This window comes from Sphingomonas faeni (genome assembly GCF_003053745.1).
Lineage (GTDB): Bacteria > Pseudomonadota > Alphaproteobacteria > Sphingomonadales > Sphingomonadaceae > Sphingomonas > Sphingomonas faeni.
The window spans coordinates 117,241-129,633 of the sequence record NZ_QAYE01000008.1; the positions used below are offsets into that span (position 1 = coordinate 117,241).

The following is a 12,393-nucleotide window of genomic DNA, read 5'->3' on the forward strand; positions in this document are numbered from 1 at the left end:
TCCTGCGCAAGACAAGATGCGGAGAGGCACGATGAAAAGCTATCTGAACCAGTACATTGACGGCGCATGGGTCGAGAGCGAGGGCGGCACCGTCTATCAGGTGATCGACCCGTCGACGGAGCAGCCCTGCACCGAGATCACGCTGGGCACCGCCGCCGACGTCGACAAGGCCGTGGCTGCGGCGCGCGCCGCGTTCGAAAGCTGGAGCCAGACCAGCGTGCAGGAGCGCCTCGACGTGCTCGGCCGGATCATGACCGAGTACAAGGCGCGGATGCCCGATCTGGCCAAGGCGATGTCGCAGGAGATGGGCGCACCGATGGCACTCGCCTCGATGGCGCAAGCGCCCACCGGGCTCGCGCACTTCTCGGCGACCGCGAAGGCGCTGGGGGCGTTCGAGTTCTCCGAAACGATCGGCAAGGCGACCGTCGTGCACGAGCCGCTTGGCGTCGTCGCGATGATCACGCCGTGGAACTGGCCGCTGAACCAGATCTGCGCGAAAGTCGCGCCTGCGCTGGCCGCGGGCGACACGATGATCCTGAAGCCGTCCGAGGAAGCGCCGTCCTGTGCGGTGATCCTGGCGGAGATCATGGACGCTGCGGGCGTGCCGGCGGGTGTGTTCAACCTCGTCAACGGTGACGGTCCAGGCGTCGGCGCAGCATTGTGCGCGCACCGCGATGTCGACATGGTGAGCTTCACCGGGTCCACGCGCGCCGGCATTGCGGTCGCTCTCGCAGCGGCGCCGACCGTAAAGCGCGTGCATCAGGAGCTTGGCGGCAAGGCGGCGAACCTCGTGCTTGAGGGCTCGGACCTAGCGGCAGTGTTGCCGCCCACCGTGGCGGGCGTGCTCGCCAATTCGGGCCAGAGCTGCATCGCGCCGACCCGGCTGCTGGTGCATGCGAGCCAGGTCGCCGAGGCGACCGCCATCGTGAAGTCGATGATGGAGCAGACCAAGGTCGGCGATCCCGCCGAGATGGGCCAGCACATCGGCCCGGTCGTCAACAAGGCGCAGTTCGACAAGATCCAGGGGCTGATCCAGTCGGCGATCGACGAAGGCGCGACCTTGGTTACGGGCGGTGTCGGGCGACCGGACGGGCGCAATGCGGGGTATTACATCCAGCCGACGCTGTTCACCGACGTCCGCCCGGACATGCGGATCGCGCAGGAGGAGACGTTCGGCCCGGTCGCGACGATCACGTCGTACGCGGATCAGGACGAGGGCATTCGCATTGCCAACGCGACCGAATACGGGCTGTCTGCGACGATCTCGGGCGATCCAGCGGCGGCGGCGAAAGTCGCGCCGCGGTTGCGCGCGGGGCTGGTGACGATCAATTCGTGGAGCCCGGACATCGGCGCGCCGTTCGGCGGGTACAAGCAGTCGGGCAATGGTCGCGAGAACGGGCGCTATGGGCTGACCGACTTCATGGAGGTGAAGACGATCACTGGCCTTCCGGGTGACGTGCGCCAGGGGAAGCCGGCCGAAGCTGGGGCTTAACCCCGTCTCCCTCCCTCTCCCGATGGGAGAGGGAGTTAGTCGAGGTTTGGACGGAGCCAGCGTTCGGCGGTCTTGAGGTCCGCGCCACGGCGTGCAGCGTAGTCCTCGAGCTGGTCGCGCCCCACGCGGGCGACGCCGAAATACTCTGCTTGCGGGTGGCCGAAATAGAAGCCTGATACCGCTGCGGTCGGGAACATCGCGAAGCTCTCGGTCAGTTCGAGGCCGGTCGCGGTCGGCGCGTCGAGCAGGTCGAACAGGATCGGCTTGAGGCTGTGATCCGGGCACGCGGGATACCCCGGCGCAGGGCGGATGCCGCGATACTGTTCCTTGATCATCGCCTCGTTGGTGAGCTGTTCGTCGGGTGCGTAGCCCCAGAGATCGGTGCGGACATGCTTGTGGAGGCGTTCGGCGAAGGCTTCGGCGAAGCGGTCGGCAAGCGCCTTCAAGAGGATGTCGTTGTAATCGTCGTTGTCCGCCTTGAAGCGGGCGGTGTGGTCGTTGATCCCGTGGATGCCGACCGCGAAGCCGCCGAACCAGTCGTCTTGGGTGTCGACGAAATCGGCGAGACACATGTTGGCGCGGCCTTCGCGCTTGGCAATCTGCTGGCGCAGCATGGGGAGCCTTACCTCCTTCTGCTCCCTCTCCCCTGCGGGGAGAGGGTCGGGGTGAGGGGCTGTTCCGGGCGCAGCACTGCTTGGCTGCCCCTCACCCCAGCCCTCTCCCCGCAGGGGAGAGGGAGCAGTGACCACCACGTCATCGCCTTCACGCCGTGCCGGCCACAGCCCCGCGACGCCGCGCGGGGTCAGCCACTTCTCCGCGACAATCGTATCGAGCATCGCCTGCGCATCCGCATACAGCGAACTCGCGCTTTCGCCGACAACCTCGTCGGTCAGGATCGCCGGGAAATTCCCCGCCAGTTCCCACGCGCGAAAGAACGGCGTCCAGTCGATATAGTCGCGCAGATCCGACAAGTCCCAGTCCGCAAACACGTGCACGCCAGGCTTCACCGGCGCGGGCGGCTTCATCGCGAAGTCCGCCACGAACCCGCGCGCGCGCGCCGTCTCCAGCGGCAAAAGCTCGCTCTGTCCCTTGTTCGCACGCGAGATCCGCACAGCCTCGTATTCGTCCGCGGTCTTCGTCACGAACTCGTCGCGGATCGTGTCCGACACCAACGTCGACGCGACGCCCACCGCGCGGCTCGCATCAAGCACATGCACGACCGGGCCATCATAGGCCGGCGCGATCCTGAGCGCGGTGTGCACCTTCGAGGTCGTCGCGCCGCCGATCAGCAGCGGCATCGTCATCCCTGCCCGCTTCATCTCCTCGGCGACCGTCACCATCTCGTCGAGCGACGGCGTGATCAGACCCGAGAGCCCGATCATGTCCGCATCGTTCTCGTTCGCCGATTCCAAGATCTTCGACCACGGCACCATCACGCCGAGATCGACCACGTCGAAGCCGTTGCACTGGAGCACCACGCCGACGATATTCTTGCCGATATCATGCACGTCGCCCTTGACGGTCGCCATGATGATCTTGCCCTTGCCGCGCGCGCCGGGCTCCTTGGCCGCCTCGATATACGGCAGCAGATGCGCGACCGCCTTCTTCATCACGCGCGCCGACTTGACGACCTGCGGCAGGAACATCTTGCCCGAACCAAACAGGTCGCCGACCACGTTCATGCCGTCCATCAGCGGCCCTTCGATGACCTCGATCGGACGCCCGCCATTGCCCGCGATGATCAGCCGCGCTTCCTCGGTATCCTCGACGACGTGCAGGTCGATACCCTTGACCAGCGCATATTCGAGCCGCTTGTTGACGCCGAGCGAGCGCCATTCCGCCGCCGCCTTCTCCGCGACCACGTCGGTGCCGCGATAGCGTTCGGCGAGCGCGACGAGGCGGTCGCCGGCCTCGGGATCCTTGTTGAGCACGACGTCCTCGACCGCCTGGCGCAGCTCGGGATCGATGTCGTCATAGATGTCGAGCTGGCCGGCGTTGACGATCGCCATGTCCATACCCGCGGGGATCGCGTAGTACAGGAACACGCTGTGCATCGCCCGGCGCACCGGCTCATTGCCGCGGAACGAAAAGCTGAAGTTCGACAGCCCGCCCGAGATATGGACGTGCGGGCAGCGTGCCTTGATCTCCTTGCACGCCTCGATGAAGTCGACGCCGTAGTTGTTATGCTCCTCGATCCCCGTCGCGACCGCGAACACGTTGGGATCGAAGATGATGTCCTCGAGCGGGAAGCCGATCCCGACGAGCAGCTTGTAGGCGCGCTCGCAGATCTCGACTTTCCGATCCTTGGTGTCGGCCTGGCCGACCTCGTCGAACGCCATGACGACCACCGCCGCGCCGTACGCCATGCATTTCTTGGCCTGCGCCAGGAACTGCTCCTCGCCTTCCTTCATGCTGATCGAGTTGACGATCGGCTTGCCGCTGACGCACTTCAGCCCGGCCTCGATCACGCTCCATTTGGAGCTGTCGACCATGAACGGGATGCGCGCGATGTCGGGTTCGGCGGCGATCAGCTTCAGGAACGTCGTCATCGCGTGGTGCGCGTCGAGCAGCCCCTCGTCCATGTTGACGTCGAGCACCTGCGCGCCGCTCTCGACCTGCTGGCGCGCGACCTCGACCGCGGCGGGGTAGTCGCCCGCCATGATCAGCTTCTTGAAGCGCGCCGAGCCGGTGACGTTGGTGCGCTCGCCGATGTTGACGAAGGAGGTGGAGGAGGAGGTGGTCATCGGTTCGCTTCTTCTAGCCCCCTCTCCCCTCCGGGGAGAGGGTTGGGGTGAGGGGTAGTTCCAGGCGGTAGCGCTCGTGGCGCCCCTCACCCCGGCCCTTCTCCCCGACGGGGAGAGGGAGCGGTGGCCTAAGCGGCCATCGTGAATGGTTCGAGGCCGGCGAGCTTGGTCCGCACTTCAGGCCGAGCCACAGCCCGCGGCTCGAGCCCGCGGACACCGTCGGCCATCGCCTTGATATGCGCCGGCGTCGAGCCGCAGCACCCGCCGAGCACGTTGACCTGCTTGGCCACCGCCCACTCGCCGACCAGCCCGGCCGTCGTCTCGGGCTGCTCGTCATACTCGCCGAGTTCGTTCGGAAGCCCCGCGTTCGGATACACCATGATCAGCGTATCCGCGATCGCCGACAACGTCTTTACGTGCGGCCGCAGCTGCTCCGCGCCGAACGAGCAGTTCAACCCGATCGTGATCGGCTTGGCGTGCCGCACCGCGTGCCAGAACGCCTCGACCGTATGCCCCGAGAGGTTGCGCCCGCTAAGATCGGTCAGCGTCATCGACATCATGATCGGCACGTCGCGCCCGAGCGCGTCGCCCGCCTCGATCGCCGCCATGATCCCGGCCTTGGCGTTGAGCGTATCGAACACCGTCTCGATCAGGATGAAGTCTACGCCGACCCCCTCGCCGCCCTCAAGCAGCGCGTCGATCTGCTCGCGGTACACCCCCTTGAGATAATCGAAGTCGATCTCGCGGAAGCCGGGATCGTTGACGTCGGGCGACAGCGACAGCGTCTTGTTGGTCGGCCCGATCGCGCCCGCCACGAAGCGCGGACGGCCGTCCTTGGCCTCGTACTCGGTTGCGAGCGCCCGCGCGATCCGCGCGGACTCGACGTTGATCTCGCGCACAAGATGCTCGGCGCCGTAATCGGCCTGCGAAATGACGTTCGCGCTGAACGTGTTGGTCGAGACGATGTCCGACCCCGCCTCGAGATATTCGCGGGTGATCGTCTCGGGGACGTCCGGCTTGGTGATCGCCAGGATGTCGTTGTTGCCCTTCTGGTCGTGGCTCAGGCCGAGCGACCCTGCGTAAGCCGCCTCGTCGAGCTTCCAGTTCTGGATCTCGGTGCCGAACGCGCCGTCGGTGATCAGGATGCGCTTGGCGGCTTCCGCGTTGAAACGTTCACGTGGTGTCATCGTCAATCTCCTCCCCTCCCGCTGGCGGGAGGGGTCGGGGGAGGGAAGTGCCGCAAACGAGACGGTCGGGTTGGGCCACGCCCTCCCCCGACCCCTCCCGCCAGCGGGAGGGGAGTTACGCCGCGGCGACCTTTTCAGTCGGCTTCGCGCGCACACCGAGCATGTGGCAGATCGCGTAGGCCAGTTCCGCGCGGTTGAGCGTGTAGAAGTGGAAATCCTTCACCCCGCCCGCATATAAGCGCCGGCACATCTCCGCCGCGATCGTCGCCGCGACGAGCTGCCGAGCCGAGGGATGATCGTCAAGCCCCTCGAACAGCCGGTCCATCCACGCCGGGATCTCCGCGCCGCAGAGCCCCGCGAACTTCCGCGTCTGCGCGACGTTCGACACCGGAAGGATTCCCGGCAAGATCTGCGCAGTGATCCCGGCGGCTGCGACCCGGTCGCGGAACCGAAAATACGCTTCTGGCGAGAAGAAGAACTGCGTGATCGCACGGGTCGCACCGGCATCGATCTTGCGCTTCAGATTGTCGATGTCGGCGTCATGTCCGCCCGATTCCGGATGGCATTCGGGATAGGCCGCGACCGAGATCTCGAACGGGTGCAGCTTCCGCAGACCTGCGACCAGAGCCGCCGCATTCTCATACCCGCCCGGATGCGCCTGATACGGCTGGCCGAGCGTCGGCATGTCGCCGCGGAGCGCGACGATGTGACGCACGCCCGCCGCCCAATATTCCTCGGCGACCTGGTCGATCTCGGCCTTGGTCGCCTCGACGCAGGTCAGATGCGCAGCGGCGTTCATCGACGTCTCGCGCTGGATCCGCGCCACTGTCGCGTGCGTCCGCTCGCGGGTCGAGCCACCAGCGCCATAGGTCACCGACACGAAGTCCGGGCCAAGCGGCTCAAGCGTACGGATCGCCTCCCAGAGCTGCGCGTCCATCTTCTCGCTCTTCGGCGGGAAGAATTCGAAGCTGATGCCCACATCGCCCGCAAGATCCGCGAACAGCGGTTCTTCGAGCGCGCGGCGCGCTTCGGCCAGTTGGGGGATCGAAATGTTCGTCATGCCGCCTTCACCTCACGCAAGCTCGCGCCGATCTTTCGACCGAGCCATAATTTCACCGTCAACTCGCCGCCCTCGAGCGTTTCCACGCGCGCCGTCTGCAAGCCCGCCGCCTCGAACCACGCCGCCATCTGCTCGTCCGCGAACCCGAGACGCGTATGCGCATCGCGCACCCGCAATTCCTCGCGGTCGTGGCTCGCGAAGTCGGCGATCAGCAACCGTCCGCCAGGAGCCAGCACTCGCGCCGCTTCACTCACCGCCGCACCCGGCTGCTGCGCGAAGTGCAACACATGATGCAGGATGGCGACGTCCGCTGCGGCATCAGCCATCGGCAACGCGTACAGATCGGCCTGGCGCAGTTCGGCATGCGTCATGTCATGCAGCTTGGCCCGCGCGAGCCGCAGCATCTCCGAACTGCGATCGATCCCGAGCGCGACCGTCGCGCGTCCGCCGAACAGTTCGAGCATCCGCCCGGTGCCCGTACCGATGTCGATCAGCGTGCCGACCGGCGCGTCGCCAAGCACGATGGCCATCGCCGCCTCGACCTCGCTGTCGGCGACGTGCAGCGACCGGATCGCGTCCCACTCGTCGGCATGCCCCTCGAACCACGCCGCGGCACTCGCTGCCCGGTCCGCGCGCACCGCCGCAAGCCGCGCTGCATCCGCTACCGCCCAGTGATCCGGCTCGGCCTTCGCCCAGACGTCGAGTGCGCCCGCGACCGGCTCGACCACGTCCGCAGACCCCAGCGCGACGAACACCCAGCTGCCTTCCTTGCGACGCTCGGCAAGCCCGGCGTCGCACAGGATCTTCACATGGCGCGAGACACGCGGCTGGCTCTGCCCGAGTACCTGCGCGAGCTCGCCGACAGACAGCTCCATCCGCCGCAACAGCGCGAGGATCCGCAACCGGGTCGCGTCCGCCAGAGCACGGAAGATTTCGAGCGCCATCGTCATGCGAGGACATATAAAGAATTCTTTATATGAGGTCAACGCAGGCGTGCGCGTCCTCGATATCGGCATATGTGCCCGCGACTTATCGCATCGCGCGAGATCGTGACGGATCGGAAACGCTTTGTCCGCGTTCGATTGCGCTATGGGCTGGGCATTACCCGGTCCACAAGACGACATCCACGGGAGTAGATACCTATGAAGAAGTTCCTGATCCCCGCCCTCGCCCTGACCGCCGGCCTCGCAGCCTGCAGCAACAACGCGCAGGACCAGACTGCGCAAGCCGCCAACGCGATCGCCGCCGATGCGAGCGCGACCACGGCCAATGCCGTCGACGACGTCAGCGCCGCCAGCGATCGCGCGCTTGGCTCGGCCGAGCGTTCGCTCGACAATGCCGGTGCCAAGATCGACAACTCGACCGATCACCTCGACGCCAAGGCCGACCGCGCCGGTGACCGGATCGAAGCCGGTGCAGACCGTGCGGGTGCTGCCATCAGCAACGGTGCGGACCGTGCCGCCGACGCCACCGGCAACGCGCTGACCCGCGCCGGCAACGCGATCAAGGACTAAGCCTTGCCAAGGCGCCCCCACTTATCCGTCACCCCAGCTAACGCTGGGGACTCCCGGTTCGGATCACGACGACCGTTCCGGGGGAACGCTAGCGTTCGCTGGCACGACGGCGTGATGGTGGGGGCGCTGCTTGCTATCTCAGCGCTCGCGGCGTGTTCGCCCGCGAGCGAACCCGGCGCAGTCACCGCCGACGAAGCGCACCAGTTGAACGAAGCCGCCGCGATGCTCGATGCGAACAGTGTCGACCTGAACGCGGTCGCCGCCGCTCCTGAAGATACCGAACTCCCCTCGAATCAAAGCGATCAGACCCGATGACCCTCCGCCGCCTCGGCTCGACCGATCTGAAGATCGCCCCGCTCGTCCTCGGCGGCAACGTGTTCGGCTGGACCGCCGACCGCGCCGCCAGCTTCGCCGTGCTCGATGCATTTGTCGCGGGCGGCGGCACGATGATCGACACCGCGGACGTCTATTCGGCCTGGGTCGACGGCCATCAGGGCGGCGAATCCGAAAGCATGATCGGCGAATGGCTGAAGGCCAGCGGCAAGCGCGACGATGTCCTGATCGCGACCAAGGTCGGCATGCTCCCCGGCGAAGGCGGCGAGAAGCTCGCCCCCGCGCGCATCGCCGCCGCCGCCGAAGCCTCGCTGAAGCGCCTCGGTACCGATCGCATCGACCTCTATTACGCGCACCAGGACGACGAGTCGCAGAAGCAGGAGGCTGTCCTCGAAGCGTTCGGCAAGCTGGTCGATGCGGGGAAAGTGCGCGTGATCGGCGCATCGAACTTCCATGCCGCTCGCCTGAAGTCGGCGGTCGAGGCTGCCAAGACGTCGGACCTGCCGCGCTATCATGTGCTCCAGCCCGAATATAACCTCGTCAGCCGCACCAAGTTCGAGGGCGAATTGCAGGATTACTGCGTCACCGAGAACATCGGTGTGCTGCCCTATTACGGACTCGCCTCGGGCTTTCTCACCGGCAAGTACCGGACGAAGGACGATCTGGGCCAGAGCGTTCGCGGCGGTCGGATGGGCGAGTTGCTCGAAGGTACCGGCAAGGCAGTTCTCGACGCGATGGACTCGGTCGTCGAAGCCACCGGCGCGACCCACGCGCAGGTAGCGCTGGCGTGGCTGATCGCACAGCCCGGCGTGACGGCGCCGATCGCAAGCGCCACGAGCGTGAAGCAGGTCGAAGACCTGTTGCCTGCGATGACGTTGGAACTGTCGAAGGACCAGCTGGACGCGCTGATGGTCTCTGGCGCCTGACCACTTGATCCTCCCCCGGCAGGGGGAGGTGTCGTTGAAGGTGACGGAGGGGGAGGACACGGAACGGTAGTTTCCCTTTCCTCCCCCTCCGTCAGGCAAGCGCCTACCACCTCCCCCTTGCGGGGGAGGATCGTTTAATCCCCCGCAAACGTCAGCGCGGACGTCTTTCGCTCCCGCTCGTTGATCAGCAGCGCCCGGCCGGCCGGCGCGACCGAACGCTGCGGGCAATCGTTGCGGAAACAGGCGCGACAGCCGAGCCCGATCGGCATCGCCCTCCCCGCCAGATCGAAGCCACTCGCCGCCGCCAGCACACCCGCCTGCGCCGCCGCGACGCCGAGGCCGATCGCGAACTCTGCATGCACTGCGCCAAAGCGGCTGCCCTGCGGCGTCACGGTGCGCGCCATCGTCAGCCAGCGCGCACCGTCCTCCAGTTCGACCAGCTGCACCATCAGGCTGCCCGGGCGGTCGAACGCATGATGCAGCCGCCACAGCGGACAGCGCCCGTCCGCCTCGACCAGCGCCGCGCCGCTGGCGCCGGGATAGCGCTTCGACGCCTGCCCCGCGCGGTCGATCCGGATCATGAAGAAGGGCAAGCCGCGTGCGCCGACGCGCTGCAACGTCGTCAGCCGGTGCGCGACCTGTTCGAAGCCAGCACCGAACCGGCGTTGCAACAGCTCGATGTCGTACCCCGTAGTCTCGCATCCACGGAGGAACCGGGCGTAGGGCATCATCAGCGCGGCGGCGAAATACCCGAGGAGGTGACGGCGATAGAGCCTTTCCGCCGCGCGATCGGTGAACCCTGCGCCTTTGGCGAGCGCATCGATCTCCGCCTTCGCCTCGATCTGGCCGAGCTGGAACGCGACCGCGAACGTGCGCGAGGCCGGGTCGAGCATCTCGCTCAGCTGCAACTGGCGCGCGTGCAGATCGAGGCGGCGCAACGTGTCGGGGAGCACGTCGGCGGGCAGCACCCGGATCGTCAGGCCGTGCTTGGCGCGTAACCGCTCGGCGATAGCGCCGTAGAGATCGCCTGCGCCGAGCCGCAATTCGTCGGCCAGCGCTTCGGCCGCCGCGTCGAGATCGGCAAAATGATTGCGCCAACGCTCGATCTCGCGACGGACGAGCGTGACCGGATCGTCGCCCGCCTCGACCACCGCGCCGCCGCCGATTCGGTCGAACACGCGGGCGAACGCCGCCGCACCGCCGGGGGCACTGGCGAGCCATTCCTCGACTTCGTTGCGGTCGATCTCCAGGTCGGCGAACATCGGGTCGGCCAGCCGTCGCCGGATCGCATCCGCGCCGCCACCCGGTTCGCCCGCCGCGAGCGAGCGCGGATCGAAGTCGAAGCTCTCGGCGAGCTTGATCAGCAGCGTCGCGGAGATCGGCCGCTGGTTGCGCTCGACGAGGTTGAGATAGCTCGGGCTGATCGCCAGCATGTCGGCCATCGCCGCCTGCGTCAGCCCCGCCCCGCGCCGCAAGCGACGGATTGCATGCCCCGCCAGCAATTTCCGTTCCGCCACCAGCAAACCCTCCTGTCACGATGTTTACAGAACGACACTGGTTGCACAAGCTCGGCGGACAGCACGACGTTGTTGCGGCTCGGGACGGACTTCCAACGTACCGACCTCGAACGCTATTGCCTGTGCATCGCCTCTCTCGGCGCACGATCGGTGTAAAGAGAGAGACAAGACGATCATTGAAGGAGGCAAGCCATGCAGACGACCACCGAACAACCCCGCGCCCGCGCCGTCTTCTCGACCAACGATTTCGCGCTGATGAAGGAAGTGCTCGGCGAGATGATCAGCAAGACCTCGATCGACGACGAACGGCTGACGCGGATGAGTGCGCTGTACCACCGCCTCGGCCGGCTCGGCTAAACCGCTTCACACAGTTTCCTGGGGAGGAAAGGATCCCGCCGGTGGCTCGTCCACCGGCGGGTATTCCTGTTTCTTCCGACTTCACCCCTCCCTGAAAGGGAGGGGTTGGGGGTGGGTCGGCCAGCTCGTGTCGCGCCGGGTCGAGAAATGCGGAAACCTACCCACCCCCAGCCCCTCCCTTTCAGGGAGGGGGGAAGGGAGATTTGCGTTCAAATTCCGCCCCTTTCCAACCGCATCCCCTCGTGTAGGACGGCCACATGGCCAAGACACTGACCGCTCGCATCAAGGACGACATCGTCCTCTATGGCGCCCTCGCCGCCAATCTCGGGATCGGCGTGGCGAAATTCGTCGCCGCCGGGATGACCGGATCGTCGTCGATGCTGACCGAAGGCTTCCACTCGGTGGTCGACAGCGGCAACCAGGTGTTGCTGCTCTACGGCCAGAAAAAGGCCAAGCGCCCCGCTGACGAAGCGCACCCGTTCGGCTATGGTCGCGAATTGTATTTCTGGGCGTTCGTCGTCGCAATCCTGATCTTCGCGATAGGCGCGGGCGTGTCGATCTTCGAGGGCTGGCGACACATCCAGGAGCCCGAGCCGCTTACCAGTCCGACCGTTAACTATGTCGTCCTCGTGATCTCGTTCGCGCTCGAGGGCAGCAGCTGGACGATTGCGGTGCGGGAGTTCTCGAAGTCGAAGGGCGACATGGGCTGGTGGCAGGCGATCCACCGGTCGAAGGACCCCGCCGGTTTCATCGTGCTGTTCGAGGATTCCGCGGCGCTGGCGGGACTCGTCATCGCCGGGATCGGCATCTGGGCGAGCCATGCGTTCAACGATCCGCGGATCGACGGTGCCGCCTCGATCGCGATCGGCCTGATCCTCGCGCTGGTCGCGGTGCTGCTCGCGCGCGAATCTAAGGGCCTGCTGATCGGCGAGCGCGCCGACCCGGCCGTGATCGCGACGATCCGCAAGATCGTGTCCGCGCATCCGGCGATCGTCTCGGTCAACCACGTCCGCACGATCCACACCGCGCCCGAAAGCATCTTCGCGGCGATCAGCGCGGACTTCGACGATTCGGTGACGATGGGCGACGGCGAGACGCTGATCGAGGCGATGGAGAGCGAATTGCGGGTGGCTATCCCGATGCTCTCCTCGATCTATATTCGACCAGAGAAGCGCGAGAACGCGACGCTTGCCGCATCCGCTTCGCCTGCCCCGGCGACCGCACAAAATACTACGCAAATCTGATCTAAATCAGACTCATCAC

The 12,393-nt window shown here is 66.3% G+C and carries 11 protein-coding genes; 6 read left to right on the forward strand and 5 right to left on the reverse strand.

Annotation, left to right across the window (positions count from 1 at the left end; genetic code table 11):
- Positions 1–31 precede the first annotated feature (31 nt).
- Positions 32–1,492 (forward strand): aldehyde dehydrogenase family protein, encoded by a 1,461-nt coding sequence (locus C8J25_RS15005; RefSeq protein ID WP_107955357.1) that lies wholly within the window; start codon positions 32–34, stop codon positions 1,490–1,492.
- A 35-nt stretch (positions 1,493–1,527) separates the two neighbouring features.
- Here the strand turns inward: C8J25_RS15005 and metH are convergent, their stop codons facing one another.
- The 4 genes from metH to C8J25_RS15025 all read right to left on the reverse strand — a co-directional run bounded on the left by metH (position 1,528) and on the right by C8J25_RS15025 (position 7,433).
- Positions 1,528–4,236, reverse strand: a complete 2,709-nt coding sequence (metH, locus tag C8J25_RS15010; RefSeq protein WP_107955206.1) for a methionine synthase — start codon at positions 4,234–4,236, stop codon at positions 1,528–1,530.
- Positions 4,237–4,364: 128 nt separating this feature from the next.
- Entirely contained in the window at positions 4,365–5,423 is a 1,059-nt protein-coding gene (locus C8J25_RS15015; protein ID WP_107955208.1) for a homocysteine S-methyltransferase family protein, read from the reverse strand.
- Between the two features lie 115 nt (positions 5,424–5,538).
- Complete coding sequence (metF, locus tag C8J25_RS15020) at positions 5,539–6,483, reverse strand: methylenetetrahydrofolate reductase (RefSeq protein WP_107955210.1); 945 nt, start codon at positions 6,481–6,483, stop codon at positions 5,539–5,541.
- Entirely contained in the window at positions 6,480–7,433 is a 954-nt protein-coding gene (locus C8J25_RS15025; RefSeq protein WP_107955212.1) for an ArsR/SmtB family transcription factor, read from the reverse strand. Before C8J25_RS15025 ends, metF begins: the two co-directional genes overlap by 4 nt.
- 192 nt (positions 7,434–7,625) lie before the next feature.
- Between C8J25_RS15025 and C8J25_RS15030 the strand changes: the two genes are divergently transcribed.
- From C8J25_RS15030 to C8J25_RS15040, 3 genes are all read left to right on the forward strand, one after another.
- Complete coding sequence (locus C8J25_RS15030; protein WP_107955214.1) at positions 7,626–7,997, forward strand: hypothetical protein; 372 nt, start codon at positions 7,626–7,628, stop codon at positions 7,995–7,997.
- A 117-nt stretch (positions 7,998–8,114) separates the two neighbouring features.
- Positions 8,115–8,312: a hypothetical protein gene (locus C8J25_RS15035; RefSeq protein ID WP_244187133.1), complete on the forward strand. Its 198-nt coding sequence runs from the start codon at positions 8,115–8,117 to the stop codon at positions 8,310–8,312.
- Entirely contained in the window at positions 8,309–9,256 is a 948-nt protein-coding gene (locus C8J25_RS15040; RefSeq protein WP_107955218.1) for an aldo/keto reductase, read from the forward strand. The genes C8J25_RS15035 and C8J25_RS15040 overlap by 4 nt, the downstream gene beginning before the upstream one ends.
- A gap of 134 nt (positions 9,257–9,390) precedes the next feature.
- On the opposite strand, the gene C8J25_RS15045 is transcribed toward C8J25_RS15040, so the two are convergent.
- Positions 9,391–10,773, reverse strand: coding sequence for a helix-turn-helix domain-containing protein (locus tag C8J25_RS15045; protein WP_107955358.1), 1,383 nt, complete (start codon positions 10,771–10,773; stop codon positions 9,391–9,393).
- 192 nt (positions 10,774–10,965) lie between these two features.
- Here C8J25_RS15045 and C8J25_RS20785 point away from each other — a divergent pair, with 192 nt between their 5' ends.
- Both C8J25_RS20785 and C8J25_RS15050 read left to right on the forward strand, forming a co-directional pair.
- Positions 10,966–11,130, forward strand: coding sequence for a hypothetical protein (locus C8J25_RS20785; RefSeq protein WP_164913371.1), 165 nt, complete (start codon positions 10,966–10,968; stop codon positions 11,128–11,130).
- A 257-nt stretch (positions 11,131–11,387) separates the two neighbouring features.
- Positions 11,388–12,374 carry a cation diffusion facilitator family transporter gene (locus C8J25_RS15050; protein WP_107955219.1) on the forward strand — a complete coding sequence of 329 codons (987 nt, stop codon included), beginning with the start codon at positions 11,388–11,390 and terminating at the stop codon, positions 12,372–12,374.
- Positions 12,375–12,393 lie beyond the last annotated feature (19 nt).